The 22,623-nt window shown below is 61.2% G+C and carries 16 protein-coding genes; 2 read left to right on the forward strand and 14 right to left on the reverse strand.

The genetic code is table 11. The annotated features are described in order from the left end of the window. Nucleotides 1-7: 7 nt before the first annotated feature. Nucleotides 8-1,786, reverse strand: coding sequence for an acyl-CoA dehydrogenase C-terminal domain-containing protein (locus ACLIIZ_RS07080; RefSeq protein WP_416691417.1), 1,779 nt, complete (start codon nucleotides 1,784-1,786; stop codon nucleotides 8-10). A gap of 285 nt (nucleotides 1,787-2,071) precedes the next feature. On the opposite strand from ACLIIZ_RS07080, the gene ACLIIZ_RS07085 reads away from it, so the two are divergent. Then, nucleotides 2,072-4,102, forward strand: a complete 2,031-nt coding sequence (locus ACLIIZ_RS07085; RefSeq protein ID WP_416691418.1) for a PAS-domain containing protein — start codon at nucleotides 2,072-2,074, stop codon at nucleotides 4,100-4,102. Beyond that, complete coding sequence (locus ACLIIZ_RS07090) at nucleotides 4,099-4,833, forward strand: response regulator transcription factor (protein WP_416691419.1); 735 nt, start codon at nucleotides 4,099-4,101, stop codon at nucleotides 4,831-4,833. Before ACLIIZ_RS07085 ends, ACLIIZ_RS07090 begins: the two co-directional genes overlap by 4 nt. 49 nt (nucleotides 4,834-4,882) lie before the next feature. On the opposite strand, the gene fusA is transcribed toward ACLIIZ_RS07090, so the two are convergent. From fusA to ACLIIZ_RS07155, 13 genes are all read right to left on the reverse strand, one after another. Then, the gene (gene fusA, locus ACLIIZ_RS07095) at nucleotides 4,883-6,934 is read right to left on the reverse strand and encodes an elongation factor G (protein WP_416691420.1); all 2,052 of its coding nucleotides are present in this window, start codon (nucleotides 6,932-6,934) and stop codon (nucleotides 4,883-4,885) included. 33 nt (nucleotides 6,935-6,967) lie between these two features. Then, the gene (locus ACLIIZ_RS07100; protein WP_416691422.1) at nucleotides 6,968-7,291 is read right to left on the reverse strand and encodes a hypothetical protein; all 324 of its coding nucleotides are present in this window, start codon (nucleotides 7,289-7,291) and stop codon (nucleotides 6,968-6,970) included. Then, nucleotides 7,291-8,649 (reverse strand): bifunctional UDP-N-acetylglucosamine diphosphorylase/glucosamine-1-phosphate N-acetyltransferase GlmU, encoded by a 1,359-nt coding sequence (gene glmU / locus ACLIIZ_RS07105; RefSeq protein ID WP_416691424.1) that lies wholly within the window; start codon nucleotides 8,647-8,649, stop codon nucleotides 7,291-7,293. The genes ACLIIZ_RS07100 and glmU overlap by 1 nt, the downstream gene beginning before the upstream one ends. 40 nt (nucleotides 8,650-8,689) lie before the next feature. After that, the gene (locus ACLIIZ_RS07110) at nucleotides 8,690-9,334 is read right to left on the reverse strand and encodes a YEATS-associated helix-containing protein (RefSeq protein WP_416691426.1); all 645 of its coding nucleotides are present in this window, start codon (nucleotides 9,332-9,334) and stop codon (nucleotides 8,690-8,692) included. Nucleotides 9,335-9,488: 154 nt separating this feature from the next. Further along, the gene (locus ACLIIZ_RS07115) at nucleotides 9,489-10,958 is read right to left on the reverse strand and encodes a glutamate synthase subunit beta (RefSeq protein ID WP_416691427.1); all 1,470 of its coding nucleotides are present in this window, start codon (nucleotides 10,956-10,958) and stop codon (nucleotides 9,489-9,491) included. Then, nucleotides 10,958-15,595, reverse strand: a complete 4,638-nt coding sequence (gltB, locus tag ACLIIZ_RS07120; RefSeq protein ID WP_416691428.1) for a glutamate synthase large subunit — start codon at nucleotides 15,593-15,595, stop codon at nucleotides 10,958-10,960. The genes ACLIIZ_RS07115 and gltB overlap by 1 nt, the downstream gene beginning before the upstream one ends. A 184-nt stretch (nucleotides 15,596-15,779) precedes the next feature. Then, complete coding sequence (gene aroB, locus ACLIIZ_RS07125; protein ID WP_416691429.1) at nucleotides 15,780-16,862, reverse strand: 3-dehydroquinate synthase; 1,083 nt, start codon at nucleotides 16,860-16,862, stop codon at nucleotides 15,780-15,782. Next, nucleotides 16,862-17,356, reverse strand: coding sequence for a shikimate kinase (locus tag ACLIIZ_RS07130; RefSeq protein ID WP_416691492.1), 495 nt, complete (start codon nucleotides 17,354-17,356; stop codon nucleotides 16,862-16,864). Before ACLIIZ_RS07130 ends, aroB begins: the two co-directional genes overlap by 1 nt. A gap of 124 nt (nucleotides 17,357-17,480) precedes the next feature. Next, nucleotides 17,481-19,667 (reverse strand): type IV pilus secretin PilQ, encoded by a 2,187-nt coding sequence (gene pilQ / locus ACLIIZ_RS07135; protein ID WP_416691431.1) that lies wholly within the window; start codon nucleotides 19,665-19,667, stop codon nucleotides 17,481-17,483. Next, nucleotides 19,664-20,209, reverse strand: a complete 546-nt coding sequence (locus tag ACLIIZ_RS07140; protein ID WP_416691432.1) for a pilus assembly protein PilP — start codon at nucleotides 20,207-20,209, stop codon at nucleotides 19,664-19,666. The genes pilQ and ACLIIZ_RS07140 overlap by 4 nt, the downstream gene beginning before the upstream one ends. Beyond that, on the reverse strand, nucleotides 20,206-20,898 hold the full coding sequence (locus tag ACLIIZ_RS07145) for a type IV pilus inner membrane component PilO (RefSeq protein ID WP_416691433.1): 693 nt from the start codon (nucleotides 20,896-20,898) through the stop codon (nucleotides 20,206-20,208). The genes ACLIIZ_RS07140 and ACLIIZ_RS07145 overlap by 4 nt, the downstream gene beginning before the upstream one ends. An 8-nt stretch (nucleotides 20,899-20,906) precedes the next feature. Continuing rightward, entirely contained in the window at nucleotides 20,907-21,470 is a 564-nt protein-coding gene (locus ACLIIZ_RS07150) for a PilN domain-containing protein (protein ID WP_416691434.1), read from the reverse strand. Next, nucleotides 21,467-22,552: a pilus assembly protein PilM gene (locus ACLIIZ_RS07155; RefSeq protein WP_416691435.1), complete on the reverse strand. Its 1,086-nt coding sequence runs from the start codon at nucleotides 22,550-22,552 to the stop codon at nucleotides 21,467-21,469. Before ACLIIZ_RS07155 ends, ACLIIZ_RS07150 begins: the two co-directional genes overlap by 4 nt. Nucleotides 22,553-22,623 lie beyond the last annotated feature (71 nt).

Consider the following 22,623-nt stretch of genomic DNA (forward strand, 5'->3'; position numbering starts at 1 on the left):
ATGGCGCTCAGAACAGGTCTTCGGCGAGACCGAAGACGGCCTCGGCGCCACCCATGACTTCCGCCGCGTAGGCCGCCGCGAACGGCAGCTGGTGCGTCGCGAAATACTCGGCGGTCGCCAGCTTGGCCCGGTAGAACGGGTCACTGTCGCCGGCCGCGATGCGCGCCGCGGCAACGCCGGCCGACTTGGCCATCAGCCAGCCGCCGGCGACGATGCCGGTCAGCTTGAGGAAGGGCACCGAACCGGCATGCACTGCCTGCGGCTTGTCGTTGTAGTTGGCGAGAATCCAGTCGGCGGCGGCAGTCAGCGCCGCGGCACCGTTCTTCAGGTTGGCGGCGATGTTGGCGAGACCGGCATTACCAGCAAGTTCGTCGGCGGTGGCGTTGATCTCGGCGAGCATCGCCTTCATGCCGGCACCCGGCACCTTTTCGCGCGCCAGCTTGCGGCCGACCAGGTCGTTCGCCTGGATCGCCGTCGTCCCTTCGTAGATGGTGGTGATCCGGGAATCGCGGTAGTACTGCGCGGCACCGGTTTCCTCGATGAAGCCGACGCCACCGAAGACCTGCAGCGCGTTCGACGACAGCTCGACGCCCTGCTCGGTGCTCCAGCCCTTGACCACCGGCGTCAGCAGGTCGATGCGCGCCTGCGCGGCGGCGTCGCCGGCGTGCGCCTTGTCGATCTGGGCGGCGGCGTAATAGGCCAGGGTGCGCATCGCTTCGGTGCGCGACTTGACGTCCATCAGCAGGCGGCGGACATCGGGGTGATGCAGGATCGGCTTCTTCTCGCCCGACTTGTCGCCGACGATGGCGCCCTGGATGCGTTCCTTGGCGTACCACAGCGCGTGCTGGTAGGCGCGCTCGGCGATGCCGACGCCTTCCAGGCCGACGTTGACGCGGGCGTGGTTCATCATCGTGAACATGTAGCCGATGCCCTTGTTCTCTTCGCCGATCAGGTAGCCGACGGCGCCTTCCTGGTCGCCGTAGGACATCACCGCCGTCGGGCTGCCGTGGATGCCGAGCTTGTGTTCGAGCGAGGCGCAGATCAGATCGTTGCGCGCACCGAGCGAGCCGTCGTCATTGACCAGGAACTTCGGCACCAGGAACAGCGAGATGCCCTTCAGTCCCGGCGGCGCGTCCGGCAGGCGGGCGAGCACCAGGTGGATGATGTTCTCGGCGACGTCGTTTTCGCCCCAGGTGATGAAGATCTTGGTGCCGGTGACCAGATAGGTGCCGTCGTCGAGCTTTCTCGCCTTGGTGCTGATCGCCGCCAGGTCGGAGCCGGCGTTCGGCTCGGTCAGGTTCATGGTGCCGGTCCACACGCCTTCGACCATCTTCGGCAGATATTTCTGCTTCAGTTCGTCGGAGGCATGGTGGTTGATCGCCTCGACCGCACCGGAAGTCAGCATCGGGCACAGCGCGAAGGCCATGTTGGCCGACTTCCACATTTCGTTGACCGCCATCGTCACCACCGCCGGCAGGCCCTGGCCGCCGAACTCCGGCGAGAAGGGCATGGCGTTCCAGCCGGTCTCGCAGAACAGTTGGTAGGCGTCCTTGAAGCCGGGCGAGGTGGTGACCACGCCGTCCTTGACCACGGCGCCCTGCTGGTCGCCATTGCGGTTGATCGGATCGAGCACGCCGCTGGCGAACTTGGCCGCCTCTTCAAGAATCGATTCGACCAGGTCGACGGAACATTCCTCGTTGCCCGGCAAGGCGCAGATCTCGTCGAGACCGGCGATATCCTTGAGAACGAACTGCATGTCACGCAGCGGTGCGGTGTAAGTACTCATTCACAGCTTCCTTTCAGACAAGACGGCGCCCGCGACGCGGACGCCAGGCGGCCCGCCGCGGCGGGCATGACGATGACGCTTCTGATAAGGATGGCCGGACCTGCCGGCCCGGCCAATCTCCTCGCTATTTACTTCTTAATACCTGCCAGAGTGCTGTTCTCCTTAACGGCCGGTATCCTTCTTGTGGGCCGTAGCATTACAGAACACTCTTGCACAACTATTGGCGCAATGTAACGAATCATTGCATTGTCGTTCAACCGTGGCACCTTGCTCTAGAATCCCGCGATGCCTCATGCCTCCCTCCCCGCCGACCAGTCGAACCGGCTCGCCACATTGCAGGACGGGCTCGACCTGCTCGACCAGGGAATCAGCGTCTTCGACCGCGACCTGCGACTGGTCGCCTGGAACCGCCCCTTCCTCGAACTGCTCGGCTTTCCCGATGAACTGGGGCGGATCGGTACGCCGTTCGCCGACTTCATCCGCTACAACGCGCAGCGCGGCGAGTACGGGCCCGGTGATGCGGAAAGCCAGGTCGCCGAGCGCATTGCCGAAGCCCGCCACTTCGTCGCCCACGTCAGCGAACGCCGTCGCCCGAACGGCCGGCTCCTGCTGCTGCGCGGCGAGCCGCTGCCGCACGGCGGCTTCGTCACGCTGTACAGCGACATCACCGAACAACGCTACCTGGAGCAGTTGAGCGAGCACCAGAACCTGCAGCTCGACGAACGCGTCCGCCGCCGTACCGCCCAACTGGAAAACGCCAACGCCAACCTGCGCCAGGCCAACGCCGAGAAGGAGCGGATCGCCGCCGCGCTGGGGCGCAGCGAGGCCCGCCTGCGCCTGATCAACGACACCATCCCGATCCTCATTGGCTACGTCGATCGCCAGCAGATCTACCAATATGCCAACAAGGGTTACGCCGACTGGTACTGCCTGCCGGCGGGCAGCGTGATCGGCCGCTCGGTGCTCGAGGTGGTCGGTCCCGAAGTCTATGTCCAGGTCGGCGAGCATGTGCGGCGGGCGCTGTCCGGCGAACAGATCAGTTACGAGTACCGGATGCTGCGCCACGGCCAGACGGTCTTCGCGCACAGCACGCTGGTTCCGGAAATCGGTAGCGATGGCGACACCCACGGCTTCTTCGTCTTCTCGCACGACATCACCGAGCAGAAGCGGATGCAGAGCGCATTGCTGCAAGCGCAGAAGATGGAAGCGATCGGCCGCCTGACCGGCGGTCTGGCGCACGACTTCAACAACCTGCTGACGGTGATCATCGGCAACCTGGCGGCGCTCCAGGACCACCGGCCGGACGATCCGGGGATCGCCGACTTCGTCAGCCCGGCGCTGCAGTCGGCGCGCCGCGGCGTGCAACTGATCCGCCGCCTGCTCACTTACTCGCGGCAACAGCCGCTGGAACCGCAGGCGGTCGACATCGGCCAGCTGATCGGCGACCTGGCGCGCCTGATCCGCCGCTCGCTGCCGGACAACATCGTCGTCGATTGCCGCTGCGCCGAAGGGGACCTGTTCGCCAAGGTGGACCCGGCACAGCTGGAAAGCGCCCTGCTCAACTTCGCGCTCAATGCGCGCGACGCGATGCCGCAAGGCGGCCGTCTGACGATTTCCGCCGACCTCACCGAACTGCCGGCCGACGCCCCGGAAACCGCCGAATTCGACGTCGCGCCTGGCAACTACATCGCCATCGCCGTCGCCGACGACGGCTGCGGCATGGACCCGCACACGCTGGCGCATGCCTGCGAGCCTTTTTTCACCACCAAGCGCCTCGGCCTCGGCAACGGCCTCGGGTTGGCCATGGCGCAGGGCTTCATCCGCCAGTCGGCTGGCGGCATGCGCATCCGCAGCGAACCGGAGCGCGGCACCCAGGTCGAGATCGTGCTGCCGCAGACGGCCGCGCCCGCCAGCCGGCAGGCCGTAGCCGAAACGCCGCTGCCCGAAGCCAGCGGCGACCTGGTGCTACTGGTCGAGGACGACGAAAATGTCCGCCGCGTCGTCCGCCAGCAACTGATCGACCTCGGCCACCCGGTGATCGAAGCGGAAAACGCTAGCCAGGCGCGCGACATGGTGCGCCACATTCCTGACATCGCGATCGTCGTCAGCGACGTGCTGATGCCGGGCGAACTGAACGGCCGCCAACTGGCGCGACTGCTGCGAAGGGAATGTCCGTCGATGCGCATCGTGCTGATGAGCGGCTACACCGAAGACGAGGACGCGCGCGGCCGGGACTTTCCCATCCTGGCCAAGCCCTTCCTCAGGCAGGAACTGGCACGTGCTCTGCAACGCGCCGCGGGCGAGGAGACCCCATGAAGGAGCAGGACAGCGGCAAACTGATCGCCATCGTCGAGGACGACCCCGACGTCGCCCGCATCATCGAGCAGGTACTCGCCGATTTCGGCTTCCGCACGCTGTGGTGCCGCAGCGGCGGCGACCTGCTGCGCCGCCTGCGCAACCTGTCGCCGGCGCTGTGCATCATTGACCTCGGGCTACCCGACATGGACGGCATCGAGGCCATGCAGCGGGTGCGCGCACAGACCGCCTGCGGCATCATGATCCTGACCGGCCGCGCCCACGTCAGCGACCGCGTCATGGGCCTCGAACTGGGCGCCGACGACTACGTGCTGAAACCGTTCGAGCCGCGCGAACTGGTCGCCCGCGTGCGCAGCATCCTGCGCCGCCGCGAAAGCGCCAGCGAACAGACGCCCAGCCAGATCGCCCATTTCGGCGGCTGGCGTTTCAACCTGGCGAACAACACGCTCGGCGCGCCGGACGGCAACGAACAGGTACTGAGCACGGCGGAAGCCGAACTGCTCAAGGTCTTCGTCAGCCACCCGAACCGCATCCTGCAGCGCGAAAAACTGATGGGTTCGCGTGACGTCGGCCCCAGCGACCGCGCCATCGACGTCCGCGTCTCCCGCCTGCGGCGCAAGCTGGAGCCGGACGCGGAAAGCCCCTCCTTCATCAAGACGGTGTACGGCGCCGGCTACCTCTTCCTGGCCGCCGTCGAGTGGCACGAGGGCGACGCCGGCAACGGCCACTGAAAGAAAACGGGCCGCAAAGCGGCCCTTGGCAAACAGCGGAAGCAGGCGCTTACTCTTCTTCGTCGCGCAGCTGGAAGCGGCTCGCCAGTTGCTGCTGGACGTTGGGCGGGACCGCCGCGTAGCGCGCGAAATCGATCGTGTAGCTACCCTGGCCGCCGGTCAGCGACTTCAGCCGCGACTGGTAATCGTCAAGCTCGGCCAGCGGCACCTCGCCGCTGATCGCGGCGAAGCCGTGGCCGCGCCCGTCGGTACCGGTGACGTGACCGCGGCGCCCGGAGAGATCGCCGGCGAGGTCGCCGATGGCATTTTCCGGGGCGACGATCTCGATGCCGACAATCGGTTCGAGGACGATCGGCCGCGCATTGCGGATCGCCTCGATCAGCGCCTTGCGGCCGGCGATGGTGAAAGCGACTTCCTTTCCGTCGACCGGGTGGGTCTTGCCGTCGTAGACGGTGACGCGCAGGTCCTGCACTTCGTAGCCGGCGACGACGCCACCGGCCAGCGCCTGGCGCACGCCCTTCTCGACCGCCGGCATGAAAACGCCGGGAATCACGCCGCCCTTGACCGCGTCGACGAATTCGAAGCCCTCGCCGCGCGCCCGCGGCTCGATGCGCAGATGCACCTCGCCGAACTGGCCGGCGCCGCCCGACTGCTTCTTGTGCCGGTACATCGCTTCGGCCGGCGCGGTGATCGTCTCGCGGTAGGGAATGCGCGGCGGCTTGGTGTCGACTTCCAGCTTGTACTGGCTGAGCATGCGCGCCAGCTTGGCTTTCAGGTGCATGTCGCCGAGGCCGCGAATGACGGTCTCGTTGCTGCTCGGATGACGCTCGATGACGAAGGTCGGGTCTTCCATCGCCAGCTTGGCGAGGATGTCGAAAAGACGCTGTTCGTCGCCCTTCTTCTTCGTCTCGACCGCCAGCCCGGCCATCGGCCGCGGAAATTCGAGCGGCACCAGGTGGATGTGGTCTTCGTCGTGCGTATCGTGCAGCACGCAGTCGAACTCGATTTCCTCGACCTTGGCGACGGCGCCGATCTCGCCCGGCAACAGCGCATCGACCTCGACGGTGTCCTTGCCCTGCAGGCGGTAAAGGTGGGCGACCTTGAACGGCCGCTTGCCGTCGCCGACGAAGAGCTGCATGTCCTTCCTCACCGTCCCCTGATGGACGCGGAAGACGCCGATCTTGCCCAGATAGGGATCAACGACGACCTTGAAGACATGCGCCAGCACATGCAGGTCGGGATCGGGCTGGGCAGCGAAGGCGCTGCTCGCGGCGCCGGGTTCGCCCCGGTAGAACGGCGGCGGATTGCCTTCCGCCGGATTCGGTGCCAGCGTCGCCAGCACGTGCAGCAACTGCGGAATGCCGGCACCGGTCTTCGCCGAGGTGAACAGGATGGGGATCAGGTGACCGGCGCGCAGCGCCTTCTCGAAGGGCGCGTGCAGATCGTTCGTCGACGGGTCGCTGCCTTCGTCGAGATAGCGGGCGAGCAGGTCTTCGTCCTCCTCGACGATCTGGTCGATGAGCGCCCGGTGGGCGGCGGCGACGGAAGCGAAGTCGGCATCGCCGGCATCGTGTTCGAGGACCTCGACGACGTCGGCGGCGCCATGCGCCGGCAGGTCAAGCACCAGGCACTGGCTGCCGAAGCGTTCGCGAATCTCGGCGACCAGTCCGGGCAGGTCGAGATTGTCGGCGTCGATCTTGTTGACGACGATCATCCGGCACAGGCCGCGCTCGCCGGCCAGGCGCATCATTCTTTCGGCGGTCAGTTCGATACCGGCCTGGGCATTGATCACCACCAGCGCGGTATCGGCGGCGGCCAGCGCGGCAATCGCCTGACCGGCGAAATCCGGGTAGCCCGGGGTATCGACGGCGTGGATGGTAATGCCTTCGTGGCGGATCGAGAAAACCGCACTACTCAGGGAATGGCCGGCTTCCTTTTCCTGCGGGTCGCTGTCGCAGACGGTACTGCCACGCTCGATGCTGCCTTTCGCCGCGATCGCGCCGGTGGCGTGGAGCAGCGCCTCGGCCAGTGTGGTCTTGCCAGCGGCACCGTGGCCGACGAGGACGACACTACGAAGGGATTCACTGGTGAACTTGGACATCTTCTTCTCCCTGAGCAAATTGTCGGTACAACGCTAACGCATTTTCGCCGCCTCGACCATTTCGGCGATCAAACGTCCCGCAAAATAAGGGCCAAAAGCAAGAATCAGAACGCCGGCAGCGGCCAGCAGGGCAAGCGCGGCAATCAATTGGTAGCGCGCCCGGCGGAATTCCTCGCCCTGGGTCCACGCGAACCAGAGCGGGCCGACCACCGGCAGCACGACAACCGGCAAGGCGGTGCGCCAACCGAAACTCAGTGCCGCCGGCAAGGTGTTGATGTAGCCAACCAGCAGCAAGGTACCACCGCCGGCCATGAGCAGCGAACTGATGATAGCGAAGGCGACGAACCAGCCATCCATCACTTCTTCTCCTTGACCGGACGCTGCCAGCCAGCCACCGTGATTTGCTTGGGACGCGAGACGGTCAGTGCGTCGGGCGGCGCATCCTTGGTCAGCGTCGTGCCGGCACCGAGGGTCGCCCCGCGATGGACGGTGACCGGCGCCACCAGTTGGGTATCGGAGCCAATAAAAACGTCGTCCTCGATCACCGTCTTGAACTTGTTGGCGCCATCGTAGTTGCAGGTGATGGTGCCGGCGCCGACGTTGACCCGCTGGCCGATCTCGGCGTCGCCGATGTAGGCCAGGTGATTCGCCTTCGACTGGGCACCGATGACGCTCTTCTTGATCTCGACGAAGTTGCCGACATGGACCTCGGGACCGAGTTCGGTGCCCGGCCGCAGACGGGCGTAGGGGCCGAGCACGCCGTCCGGACCGATCACCGCGTCCTCGAAGTGGCAAAAGGCGGCAATCCGTGTCCCGGCGCCGACCTTGACGTTCTTCAGGACGCAGTAAGGGCCGACTTCGACCGCGTCGCCCAGTTCGACCTGGCCTTCAAAAACGCAGCCGACGTCGATCGCCACGTCGCGCCCGTGGGCAAGCTGGCCGCGGACGTCGATGCGCGCCGGATCGGCCAGACGGACGCCGCCGACCAGCAGTTGATCGGCGATGTTGCGCTGATGCTGGCGTTCCAGCTCGGCCAGTTGCACCTTGCTGTTGACCCCGAGCACTTCCCACTCGCCATCCGGCTGCGCGGTACGCACCGGCAGGCCTTCGGCGACCGCCAGCGCGACGACGTCGGTCAGGTAGTACTCGCCCTGGGCGTTGTCGTTCTTCAGGCTGGACAACCATTCGCCCAGCCTTGCGGTCGGCATCGCCATGATGCCGGTGTTGATTTCGCGGATCGCCTTCTCGGCCTCGCTCGCATCCTTCTGTTCGACGATGCGGCAGACCTGGCCGCCCTCGTCGCGGACGATGCGGCCGTAGCCGGTGGGATCGGCGAGATCGACGGTGAGGATGGCCAGCCCGTCGCGGCCAGCTTGCAGCAGCCGTTTCAGGGTTGCCAGCGAGGTCAGCGGCACATCGCCGTAGAGGACCAGCGTCTGTGCCCCGTCGCCCAGTTGCGGGACGGCCTGTGCCAGTGCGTGGCCAGTGCCTAGTTGCTGCGCCTGTTCGGCCCACAGGATGTCGGGAGCGGACAGCGTCGCCCGGACGATTTCACCGCCGTGGCCGTAAACCACGATCAGTTTTTCCGGCGCCAACTGGCGCGCGGTATCGATGACGTGTTGGGCCAGCGGCTTGCCGGCGATCGGATGCAGTACTTTGGGCAAATTCGAATGCATGCGCTTGCCTTGACCGGCAGCGAGGATGACGATGTTCATGGTGATTTTTCAGGTAATGGCCGGGCGTCCGGCGTTGATTTCAGGCGAGCTTCTTGTCCTGGTGGTTGCCGATGATTTCCTCGAGCACGGCCTTGCCGCGCGCGGAGACGAACCAGTGGAGGACGTTCTTGTCGTTGATCCGGGTTTCGATGACGCCCAGCGTCTTCATCACGGTCAGGCGCTGGCTGACGTATTCCCGGGGTAAACCGGTGCGTTCGCAGACGGCAGCCAGATTGCCGTAAACGAACTTCTCCTGGGCCAGCGCCCGCAGGATCTCGACATCGTTGTAGGAGAGCACTTCATTGGGGTTGGTCTCGGCCGTCTCCTTCACCGGCGGCAAGGCGTCGCGCGCCTGCTTGAGGTGGCCGACCTCGTCGCGAACCTGTTCGATCTGGCCGAGCAGACGCTGGGCCAGATTCTCGAACAGACGCCGGGAGGCGACCACGTAGATCAGGCAGAAACCGGCAAAAACATAGAAATCCACCGGCTTGTTGCGCGCCCCTTCGAGCAGGGTGCTGGATATCATGTTCAGGAAAAGAGGAACAGTGAGCGCCGCAATCACCCCGAATACCGCATAGCGCGTCCAGTTGCGTCGGTCCTGCTCGCTCGCCTTTTCGGCGAGAAAAAAGTTGGCGGTTCCCCCAAGAATCCCGGCCAGTACCATGATTGCCAGGATCAGAAGCATGTGTCCGTCGAGTACCGGACTCGGCAAATCCATATGGAATGCCTGCTGCAATTCCGATGCCATTATTTCCCCCTGTTTATATCCCTGCATTCTTGCACAAACAAAAACCCCGCGGGTCGGAACCGGCGGGGTTTTATGTTCTATTCATCCAGCTTCAGCGCGGCAGGGAGGTCGATCCCATCAGGAAGGCATCGACTTCGCGAGCGGCCTGACGGCCTTCGCGGATCGCCCAGACGACCAGCGACTGACCGCGCCGCACGTCGCCGGCGGCAAACACGCCATCGACGCTCGTACGGTAGCAGCCTTCGCCGTCGGTCGTCGCGCTGGCATTGCCGCGGCCATCCTTGGCGACACCGAAGGCATCGAGCAGGCTGCCCACCGGATTGACGAAGCCCATGGCCAGGAAGGCGGCGTCGCACGGCAGTTCGAATTCCGAACCGGCGACTTCGCTCATCTTGCCGCCCGCCCATTCGACACGCACCGCCTTGAGCGCCTTGACGTTGCCCTGGCCGTCAGCGATGAATTCCTTGGTCGCCACGGCGAACTCGCGGACGGTGGCGCCTTCCTTGTGCGACGACGAGGTGCGCATCTTCAGCGGCCAGTACGGCCAAGTCAGCGGCTTGTTCTCCTGCTCCGGCGGTGCCGGCATCAGTTCGAACTGGGTGACCGACGCTGCGCCGTGACGGTAACTGGTACCGACACAGTCGGAACCGGTATCGCCGCCACCGATGACGATGACGTGCTTGCCCTTGACGTTGATCGGATTCTTGATCCCTTGCTGCACTTCCTTGTTCTGCGGAATCAGGAATTCCAGTGCGGCGTAGACGCCCTTGAACTCGCGGCCCGGCACCGGCAGATCACGCGGCACTTCGGAACCGGCGGCGAGGATCACCGCGTCGAAATCCTTCTTCAGCTGCGCGGCGGAAACCGTCTCGGTGGCATCGTTGTTGATGCCGGCCGGGATGGACTTGTCACCGACAATGACCTTGGTCCGGAAGACGACGCCTTCGGCTTCCATCTGCGCGACGCGACGGTCGATCACCGACTTGTTGAGCTTGAAATCGGGAATGCCGAAGCCGAGCAGACCGCCGATCCGGCTCGATTTCTCGAACACGGTGACGTCGTGGCCGACGCGCGCCAGTTGCTGGGCCGCGGCCATGCCGGCCGGGCCGGAACCGACGATGGCGACTTTCTTGCCGGTCTTGGCCTTGGCCGGCTGCGGTACGACCCAGCCCATTTCCCAGCCCTTGTCGATGATGAAGTGCTCGATCGACTTGATGCCCACCGGCGCTGCGTTGATGCCCAGCGTACAGGCAGCTTCGCAGGGCGCCGGGCAGATGCGGCCGGTGAAATCGGGGAAATTATTGGTCGAATGCAGCACTTCCAGCGCCTGCTTCCAGTTGCCCTTGTACACCAGGTCATTCCAGTCCGGAATGATGTTGTTGACCGGGCAGCCGTTGTTGCAGAACGGGATGCCACAATCCATGCAGCGCGCACCCTGCGTCTTGGCAGCGTCGTCCGACAGGGTCTGGACGAATTCCTTGTAGTGCGTCAGACGCTGTTCGACCGGTTCGTAAGCCTCTTCGAGGCGTTCGAATTCCATGAATCCAGTCGGCTTACCCATTATGCGGCCTCCTTGCGTGCAGCAGCGGCCATCTCGGTGAGCGCCCGCTTGTATTCGTGCGGATAGACTTTGACGAATTTCTCGCGGTAGACGTCCCAGTTCGCCAGAATATTCTTGGCGGTGGCGCTGCCGGTGTATTCGACGTGACGGGTCAGCAGTTCCTTCAGTTGAACCTCGTCGGCCAGCCCGCGATGCAGGGGCTCGCCGGCAGCATGACGGCCAGCCGGCAGGACCTTCTCGAGGGCCACCTGGGCCAGGTTGCAGCGCTGCTTGAACGTGCCCTCCTCGTCGAGGACGTAGGCGATGCCACCGGACATACCGGCGGCGAAGTTGCGCCCGGTCATGCCGAGGACGACGACGGTACCGCCGGTCATGTATTCGCAACCGTGGTCACCGACGCCTTCGACCACCGCCGTCGCGCCAGAATTGCGGACACAGAAGCGTTCGCCGCCGACACCGGCGAAGAAGGACTCACCCTCGGTCGCGCCGTACATCACGGTGTTGCCGCAGATGATGTTGTGTTGCGTATCGCCGCGGAAATCCGGGCTCGGCTTGATGATGATGCGGCCGCCCGACAGACCCTTGCCGACGTAGTCGTTGCCTTCACCGCTCAGTTCCAGCGTCACGCCGCGGGCCAGGAAAGCGCCGAAGGCCTGGCCGGCGGTACCGGTCAGCTTGACGTGGATGGTGTCGTCCGGCAGGCCGGCGTTGCCGTAGCGGCGCGCCACCTCGCCCGAGAGCATGGTGCCGCAGGTACGATTGACGTTGATGATCGAGGTTTCGATCTGGACCTTCTGAGCATTCTCCAGCGCCGGACGGGCTTGTTCGATCAGCTTGTGATCGAGCGCCTTCTCGAGGCCATGATCCTGCCCTTCGGTGTGGCGACGCGGCACTTCGGCAGGCACCGGCGGCTGGTAGAAAACCTTGGAAAAATCGAGACCCTTGGCCTTCCAGTGTTCGATACCGGCGCGCGTGTCGAGCAGGTCGGCACGACCGACCAGGTCGTCGAACTTGCGGATGCCGAGCATGGCCATGATTTCGCGCACTTCCTCGGCAACGAAGAAGAAGTAATTGACGACGTGTTCCGGCTGGCCGGTGAAGCGCTTGCGCAGTTCCGGATCCTGGGTGGCGACGCCGACCGGGCAGGTGTTCAGATGGCACTTGCGCATCATGATGCAGCCTTCGACAACCAGCGGCGCGGTGGCGAAGCCGAATTCATCGGCGCCGAGCAGGGCGCCGATGACGACGTCGCGGCCGGTCTTCATCTGGCCGTCGACCTGGACGCGGATACGCGAACGCAGGCGATTCAGCACCAGCGTCTGCTGGGTTTCGGAAAGGCCGAGTTCCCACGGCGTGCCGGCGTGCTTGATCGACGACTGCGGCGAGGCGCCGGTACCGCCGTCGAAGCCGGCGATCACGACGTGGTCGGCCTTGGCCTTGGCTACGCCGGCGGCAACGGTACCGACACCGACTTCGGATACCAGCTTGACCGAGATAGAGGCCTGGCTATTGGCGTTCTTCAGGTCATGGATCAGTTGTGCCAGGTCTTCGATCGAGTAGATGTCGTGGTGCGGTGGCGGCGAAATCAGGCCGACGCCCGGCACCGAATGGCGCAGGAAGCCGATGTACTCGGACACCTTGTGGCCGGGCAACTGACCGCCTTCGCCAGGCTTGGCGCCCTGGGCCATCTTGATCTGAATCTGGTCGGCATTGACCAGATACTCGGCGGTGACGCCGAAACGACCGGAAGCAACCTGCTTGATCGCCGAGCGCAGAGAGTCGCCTTCCTTGAATTCGTAATCACGCTCGATGCGCGAAGCGCCGACGACTTCCGACAGCTTCTGGCCAGCCTTGAGCGGCAGGAAGCGCTTGGCGTCCTCACCGCCTTCGCCGGTATTGGACTTGCCGCCGATGCGGTTCATGGCGATCGCCAGCGTGGTATGCGCTTCGGTCGAGATCGAGCCGAGCGACATGGCGCCAGTGGCGAAACGCTTGACGATTTCCTTCGCCGGCTCAACTTCTTCCAGCGGCACCGGGGCACCCTGCGGCTTGAACTCGAACAGGCCGCGCAGGGTCAGGTGACGCTTGGTCTGATCATTGATCAGCTTGGCGTATTCCTTGTAGGTCTCGTACTTGCCCGAACGCGTCGAATGCTGCAGCTTGGCGATCGAATCCGGCGTCCACATGTGCTCTTCGCCGCGGATACGGAAGGCGTATTCGCCGCCGGCATCAAGCATGTTGGCCAGGACCGGGTCACCGGAGAATGCATCGCGATGCAGACGGATGGCTTCCTCGGCGACTTCGAAAACACCGATCCCCTCGATGTTCGACGGCGTACCGGTAAAGTACTTTTCGACGAACCCCTTCTGCAGACCGATCGCTTCGAAAATCTGGGCGCCAGTGTAGGACATGTAGGTCGAAATGCCCATCTTGGACATCACCTTGCACAGCCCCTTGCCGATCGCCTTGATGTAATTCTTGACGAACTTCTCGGCCTTCTCGGCGTCGCCCTTGGCCAGCGCCTCGATGGTTTCCAGCGCCAGGTAGGGGTGGACGGCTTCGGCACCGTAGCCGCCGAGCAGCGCGAAATGATGCACTTCGCGCGCGGAACCGGTTTCGACGACGAGACCGGCGCTGGTGCGCAGCCCCTTCTTGACCAGATGCTGGTGGATCGTCGAGGTGGCGAGCAGCGCCGGGATGGCGACATGCTCGGCATCGACCATGCGGTCGGAGACGATCAGGATGTTGGCACCAGAACGCACCGCATCTTCGGCATCGGCCGCCAGCGAAGCGAGACGGGCTTCGATGCCAGCCTTGCCCCAGGCCACCGGGTAACAGATGTCGAGTTCGAAGGAGCGGAACTTGCTCGAAGTGTACTTTTCGATGTTGCGCAGCTTTTCGATCTCGGCGCAGGTCAGCACCGGCTGCGACACCTCGAGACGGATCGGCGGATTGATGTCGTTGGTGTTGAGCAGGTTCGGCTTCGGTCCGATGAAGGACACCAGCGACATGACCAGTTCCTCGCGGATCGGGTCGATCGGCGGATTGGTGACCTGCGCGAACAGTTGCTTGAAGTAGGCGTAGAGCGCCTTGTTCTTGCTCGACAATACCGGCAGGGCCGAATCCGTCCCCATCGAACCAGTGGCTTCCTCGCCGTTCTGCACCATCGGCTCGAGGATGACCTTGATGTCTTCCTGAGTGAAGCCGAAGGCCTGCTGGCGATCGAGCAACGAAGCACGGGCACCGACGCATTGCTCGTCGGCAGACGGCACTTCGTCGAGCTTGATGCGGATCTTCTCGATCCACTCGCGGTAAGGCTTGGCCTTGGCCAGCGAATCCTTGAGTTCCTTGTCGTCGATGATACGGCCTTGGTCCATGTCGATCAGGAACATCTTGCCCGGCTGCAGGCGCCATTTCTTGACGATCTTCTTTTCCGGGATCGGCAGCACGCCGGACTCGGAGGCCATGACTACCAGGTCGTCGTCGGTCACCAGGTAACGCGCAGGCCGCAGGCCGTTGCGATCCAGGGTCGCGCCGATCTGCCTGCCATCGGTAAAGGCGACGGCGGCGGGACCATCCCAAGGCTCCATCATGGCAGCGTGGTATTCGTAGAACGCACGACGGTTTTCGTCCATCAGCGTGTGCTTTTCCCAGGCTTCCGGGATCATCAGCATCACCGCCTGGGCGAGCGAGTAGCTGCCGCCCATGACCAGCAGTTCAAGCGCGTTGTCGAAGGACGCCGAGTCGGACTGACCGGGATAGTGCAACGGCCAGACCTTGGCCAGATCGTCACCGAGGATCGGCGAGGAAATCGCCTGCTCGCGGGCCTTGAACCAGTTCACGTTGCCACGCACGGTGTTGATTTCACCGTTGTGGGCAATGTAGCGGAACGGGTGAGCGAGGTCCCAGGTCGGGAAGGTATTGGTCGAGAAGCGCTGATGCACCAGCGCCAGCGCGGAAACCGTGCGCTTGTCCTGGAGGTCCTCGTAGTACACGCCGACCTGGTCGGCGAGCAGCAGACCCTTGTAGTTGATCGTCCGCGCCGAGAACGACGGAACATAGAATTCCTGGCCGTGCTTGAGCTTGAGCGACTTGATCGCGTTGGCGGCACGCCGACGGATGATGTACAGCTTGCGCTCGAGCGCGTCGGTAACGAAGACATCGGGGCCGCGACCAACGAACACCTGGCGGATCACCGGCTCCGTGGCACGCACGGTAGGCGACATCGGCATTGCGGCATTGACCGGGACGTCCCGCCAGCCGAGCAGAACCTGGCCTTCCGCCTTGATCGAGCGCTCGATCTCCTCAACGCAGGCATGCCGCGAGGCAGCCTCCTGGGGCAGGAAGACCATGCCAACACCGTATTCGCCGGCAGGCGGCAGCTCGACCCCCTGCCTGGTCATTTCTTCGCGATAGAACTGGTCGGGAATCTGAATCAGGATACCGGCACCATCGCCCTGCAAAGGGTCTGCACCCACAGCGCCACGATGATCGAGGTTTTTCAGGATCAACAACCCCTGCTCGACGATGCTGTGACTCTTCTGGCCTTTGACATGGGCCACAAAGCCCACACCGCAAGCGTCGTGCTCGTTGGCGGGGTCGTACAACCCCTGCCGCTCAGGTACAGCCGATTCCATCACACGCATTCCTTCAAATAATTTGGTCGATTGAGCGACCAATCATGAGAAAGCCGGGCTGGATAATATCCGCTCCGGCAAGCAAAACCCCACAGGCAACCGTTAATTTTAGCGGAAAAAGCTCTTTCTATTCAAGAAACTGTTTTGCACCAACATCGGCATTCGAGCGCGCGCCAGACACCAGTCAGGTGCATCCTTGCTCGATTGCCTGCACTATCTGCTGCTCGGTTGCCACTTCCGTGAGCACCCCACACCCAAGTCGCTGCAACAAGACCAAGCGCAACCTGCCATCCAGAACCTTCTTGTCGTGCCGCATTAAATCGAGATATCGCGCCGCGCCGAGATCCGGCGCCCGAACCGGCAAGCCGGCGCGTTCGAACAAGCGAAGCACTCTCGCCACATCGCATTCCGATAACCACCCAAGCCCCCGTGACAAATGGGCAGCAATCATCGTGCCCGCTGCAACCGCCTCGCCATGCAACCACAGGCCGTAGCCCAAACCGGTTTCTATCGCATGGCCGAACGTGTGGCCAAGGTTGAGCAATGCCCGTTCTCCGCTTTCCCGCTCGTCGGCCGCCACGACTTCTGCCTTGTTTCGACAGGAACGCTCGATTGCATAGATCAATGCAGTGGGGTCACGGTTGAGCAGGAGCCCGAGATTTCCTTCGACCCATGCCAAAAAGTCCAGGTCGCGTATCAGACCATACTTGATGACCTCGGCCAGTCCCGCACGTAACTCGCGGTCCGGCAAGGTATTCAGAGTTGCCACATCAGCCAGAACCATCTGCGGCTGATAAAACGCGCCAATCATGTTTTTGCCCAGCGGATGATTGATTGCCGTCTTCCCCCCGACGGAGGAGTCCACTTGCGCCAGAAGTGTCGTCGGCACCTGCACAAAAGGCATCCCTCGTTGATAGCAGGCTGCGGCAAATCCGCTCATATCGCCAATCACCCCGCCCCCCAGCGCGATGAGCGTCGTATTTCGCTCGCACCTGTTCGCCAGCAAACCATCGAATATGAGATTCAAGGTCTCCCAGGTCTTGAATTCCTCACCATCCGGAAGAATCACGGGAATTGCGCTCACGCCTCCACGGGCGAGTGTCGCCACCAGAACATCCAGATAGAGAGGAGCAACCGTCTCGTTGCTCACCACCACCGCCTGGCGACCACGTATATGGGGCAGTAACAAGTCTTCACGCGCCAGCAGGCCGGAGCCGATATGGATCGGATATGCCCGATCCCCCAACGCCACATCCAAGGTATGCATCACATCTCCAGGCACAATTGGTCAAATTCACGAATCAGGTACTGGACAACACCGGATGCCACCAGTTGCCCTCCCTCTACTACCAAGTGCGCCGACTCGCGATACAGGGGATCGCGCGCTTCGTGAAGACTTTCAAGACGCGCCAACGGATCCTCCACCTGAAGCAGCGGACGATTCCGATCATGACGCGTTCGCTGATACAGCATGAGCGGCGGAACATTCAGGTAGACCACCCAACCGGTCGCGCGCAAGCGTCGCCGATTCTCTGGGTCAAGCACCACACCACCGCCAGTCGCCATGACTATCCCGCTAACCGAGGTCAGTTCGAAGATCGTTTGCGCCTCTCTTCGGCGAAAACCATCCTCGCCTTCGATTTCGAATATCGTCGGAATGGGAACACCGGTTCGCTCCACGATTTCATGATCGGAATCGAAAAACGGCCGCCCCAGGCGTCTTGCCAACTGGCGACCGATCGTGGTTTTCCCGGCCCCCATCAGCCCGATCAAATAGATGTTGGTATGTTTTTTCACGCCTGGAATTCTAGCCGACTCTTTCCGGAGCACCAAAAAGAAGGCCGGCTAATGCCGGCCTTCACTTTTCTCGCGAAACGACTTGCTATTAATTCAGACGCAGCTTGTCGGAAATAATCCTCGGCGTGATGAACACCAGCAATTCACGACGCGTGGTCTTCTCAGACTTGTACTTGAAGAGCCACCCGAGTGCCGGAAGATCACCAAGGAACGGGACTTTTTCGACACCGTTCTGAATATCGTTGATGAACACGCCCCCAACAACGACTGTTCCACCATTCTCAACAACGGCGTTCGTCTGAACCACGGAGCTCTTGATCGGCGGATTGAGATAAGACACGCCGTTCGAACCAGTGATAGCCACCGCCTTAGTCCAGTCCGCTTCTTCCTTCTTGACTTCGAGCTTCATCTTCACCGTTCCTTCAGGTGTGATCTGCGGCGTTACAGTCAACATCAACTTCGCAGGCTTGAACGTAATCGTCGCTGGCGAATCGCCACTAGCCGGAGTTACGTACGGAATCTCCGTACCGTCCTCGATCTTGGCCTCGACGTTGTTGGCAGTTACGACCCGCGGACTCGAAATGATCTTCCCTAGACCATCGCTCTGCAGAGCGGCAAGCTCAAGATTGAGAATTCGTGTTGCCGCCGCATTGAAGAGACTGAGTGCGAAGGTTCCCCCAGTCGACGAATAGGATGGCAAATTGATTCCCATCATCGGATTCTGAACCAGGGTCGGCGGCGTAGTCGTCGTAACACCACCGGAAGTGGTACTGGTCGCGGGGGTCATGGAACCACCCGCGGTATAGATACCAGAGCCGCCTAGCTGCACTGCCTTGGAATTAATGAAGTTGATCTTTGCCCCAAGCTCCCGGTTAAAGTTATCCTGAGCTTCGACGATTCGCGCCTCGATCATCACCTGACGCGCACCGACGTCAATCGTTTTAATGAAGGTGCGGATTTCGGCGAGCTTCGACGGAATGTCCGTGACGAAGAGGATGTTCGACTGCGGATCAGCCACCGCACTTCCGCGCTTGCTCAAAATTTTCTGGGTAGCAATCGCCCCACCACCTTCGGCAGCGGAGCCTCCGCGCTGCTCGGCCCCCGACAGCAGCCGAGCCACATCAGCAGCCCGCTGATAGTTGAGCATGAACTGCTCCATCTGCAATGGCTCCAACTCGTTGATCTGCTGACGCGACTCAAAATCCAGCTTTTCGCGGGTGGCAATTTCGTCACGCGGGGCAATCATGATGATATTGCCCTTCTTGCGCATGTCGAGACCCTTCTGCTGGAAAATTATGTCGATCACCTGATCGGCCGGAACATCCTTGAGTACCAAGGTGGTGGTTCCAGTAACCGTCTCGCTGATCACAGCGTTCAATCCAAGCTCTTCCGCCATGAGACGAAGCAGGGCACGCACATCGCCATTTTGGTAGTTGATGCTGACGCGAGGCCCTTGGTAGCCAATCTTGGTCCCCTGAACCAACTTGTTCGGATCCTCGACAATCTCCTTGACCTCAACCACAAACTGATTGTCGGTCTGATATGCATTGTGCTCCCACACGCCCTTCGGGGTGATCGTCATACGCACATTGTCGCCCATGACCCGGGTTTCCACCCCCAAGACAGGAGTACCGAAATCAGTCACGTCGAGCTTACGACGCAGATGCTCGGGAACACTCGTCTTCATGAAATCGACGATCAACCCTGTCCCCTGCTTGCGGATATCGATCCCCGTACCGGCGTCGCTCAACTCGACCACAACACGGCCTTCCCCATCCTTACCACGACGGAACATCACATCTCGCACAGCATGACGTGCGCCAACCAAACTTTCTTCGGCAAAGCGCACGGAACGTTCTGCCACGGCATCGCCCAGACGTTCGATTGGAGTAAGGGTGACGTACAAGGACTTTCCATCCAGTCGAGTCCGATAGTTCATGTTGCGCACAAGATTCAGCACCAAGCGCGTCCTACCGGCAACCTGAACAATATTCACGCTGCGGAGATCACCTTGATTGAGCACCTCCGTTGTCTTACCCAGAGCGTTAGAGGTAGCGGGAAAATCGAATGCAATCTTCGCGGGATTAGCGACGGCAAACCCAGCAGGAGGCGTCGTCAAAGCCTCCTTAAGATCGATCTTTACAGCTGTTTCGTTGCCTTGCTGTGCGACATTGAGCGCCTCGATAGCGTTCGCCGCAGCGGTTTCTGCCCGTAGCGGGGAAGCCATCAATAGGCAGATTGCCGCGACGGCGGATACGTAGTTGGCCAATTTCATTTACTGCTCCCCTCCGTGGTCTGCAGGAACAGCGAACTCTGGCGCTCACTCCATTCCCCGGCAGAATCCTGAATCAGTTCCTTCAATTTCAGTTCGCCCTCGCCAATCTCGGTCACCATGCCGAAATCCAGCCCCAAATAATCGCCAACCTTCACTTGTTTGACATTATTTTCATACTTGATGACCGCAATGGGACGCTTATTCACCACCAGCCGGCCAATCATGGTCAGGGACTCAAGAGGGTATTTTTCCAGGACGCTGTTACGCAATTCCCTCGCCTCGAAATCAGGCTGAAACTGCCCGCCCTTGCCTGTACCGAAGCGATTTTTCGTATCCGGATCGATCTTTTTGGCCCGGAACGGCTCGATCATGTCAGCAGCCTCGTAGGGCACCGGTTCGTAAGACTTAACCTGAGGCAAAGGCTCAACCTTGCCCCGCAAGTCCCTGGAGTTTTCTTCCATCCACGACCGAAGTTCATCCTGCTCGCTACCCGAACAAGCGGAGAGAACGATACACAAGGCCACAAGCGCAATATGTCTCACTTGCCGCCCCCCTTTGCCTTGTCTGATTGATTGAGTTTCTCCTCCGCCCGCTTCTGTTCGGCCAGTTCTTCGTCGTCGAGATAACGGAAAGTCTTCACCGTTGCATCCAGTGAAAGAGTCTCACTGTTCTTCAGAGGGGCGACGGAAATACTGTTCAGAGTCACGATACGCGGCAACTTTGCCACATCGGCGGCGAAAGCTCCGATATCGTGATACGAACCATTGATCTTCACCGTCACGGGCAATTCGGCGTAAAAGTCCTTGATCTGCTCCGCCCCCGGACGGAACAACTCAAACTGTAAACCACGGCCAAGGCCCGCTTGGTTTACCTCAATCAACAGCGCCTCAATCTCCGACTTATTCGGCAATTGCTTGAGCAAGGCACCGAAAGAACGATCAATTTCGGCCAGTTGCTGAGTGTAGAGATCCAAGTTGACCGCTTGACGCTTTTTGGCGAGGTACTGATCCTTCAGGCTCAATTCTTCCTGTCCTGCGCCTTCGAGCTGCCCTAGCTGATCACTCCAAAAAAACCACCAGCCAGCAAGCAAGATGACCAGAAAAACCCCCATCAACACGGTGACTTTCGGAATGACAGGCCATGCCCCTGGATCATTGGGGTTCATATAGCGAAAATCATCGAGGATTGCTTGGTAACTCACACTCGACATTTTCTGAGTCAAAGCAGGCATTTTTGGGCTCACTGTTTTGCCCCCTCAAGCGGCACACGGGTCAGCGCGAAGTCCATACCAAATTCATTGACCCTGCGCCCATCCAGTACGACAGCCTTGGTTTCGATGAGACGAGGATTCTCAAGCCAAGGAGAACCTTCGATATTGCGCATCAAGGCCGACACCCTGGCATTAGACTGCGCATAGCCCGTGATATTGACCTTCAGCCCCTCCTGTTTAAGGGACTTGAGGTATACGCCCTCGGGGACCTGTCGAACCATTTCACTAAGCAAATGAACCGTCTCGCCGCGATCACGCTGCAGATCCTCAATCACCTGCTTGCGCGCCAGCAAGGCTTGGGTTTGTTCCTTGAGGCGCTTGATTTGAGTCAACTGCTTATCCAGAACGGCAATTTCCTGCTTGAGAAATTCATTTCTCTCATTCTGAGCTTGAATTTTCGCATCAATCAGCGAGTAAATTGCGAACACAACAAGAACGCCTAGCGCCAGAACGAGCCCGGCCATGACGTAGAATTGCTCGCGCCTAGCCTTTCTGGCTTCTTCGCGGTGTGGCAAAAGGTTGATACGTATCATGCTGAATCGAACCTCCGCAAAGCCAAACCACAAGCCACCATCATAGACGAGGAGTCGGCAAGCAGATTTCGCGCCCTAACTCGATCGGACAGCAGCATGTTTGCAAATGGATTGGCAACCAAGGTATTGAACTGCGTTCTCGTAGCCACGACCTCGTCAATCCCTGGGATCACCGCGCACCCACCAGCCAGAACAATGTGGTCAACCTGATTGAACTGCGTCGAAGTGAAGAAGAATTGAAGCGATCGCGAAACCTCAAGCGCCAAATTTTCCATGAAGGGGTTAAGCAACTCTGCCTCATACCCTTCCGGCAGATTGCCTGAACGCTTCGCCAGTTCCGCTTCTTCGAGCGCCATTCCGTAATGGCGGGATATATCCAGCGTCAATTGACTTCCGCCAAACGCCTGCTCGCGCGCATAGACTTGCTGTCCGTTGCGCATGACCGTGAGATTCATCACGTTGGCGCCAATATCGACCAGTGCGACAACCTGATTCTTGCCTCCCTCTGGCAGCTGGCGCTCCACCAACTCAAAAGCCGCCAAGGTGGCGAAAGACTCGACGTCGACAACAATGGCCTTGAGCCCGGCCGCCTCGGCAACCGCTACGCGATCTTCAACCCGTTCCTTCTTGGAAGCGGCGATCAAAACCTCCACCTCATCTGGCACTGAAGGCGCAGGCCCCAGGACCTGATAGTCAAGATTTACATCGTCGATCGAAAAGGGAATGTACTGGTTGGCCTCAGTCTCGACCTGAATCTCGAGATCCTCTTCCCGCAACCCAGCAGGCACAATAATCTTCTTCGTGATTACCGCGGAGGCTGGAAGCGCCATAGCGACGTTCCGCGTCGAAGTCCCAAGCCGTTTCCAAGCCCGCTTGACAGCCTCAACCACGGCATCGAGATTCGCGATATTGCCATCGGAAACGGCGTCCTTTGGCAACACTTCTATGGCGTACCGCTCGACGCGATAGCCATCTCTCCCGTTAGCGGTCAGTTCGACAAGCTTTACAGCCGACGAACTGATGTCAAGCCCCAGCAGAGGGCGCGCCTTGGGATTAAGCAAAGCTGAGATATCGAAGCCCACCACACCCCCAGAAAGTCCTTACGGATTACGATCTTAGAAGAAAAACCAATAATTCACTTCAGATGCTAACA

Source organism: Azonexus caeni (assembly GCF_048146105.1).
GTDB lineage: Bacteria > Pseudomonadota > Gammaproteobacteria > Burkholderiales > Rhodocyclaceae > Azonexus > Azonexus aromaticus_B.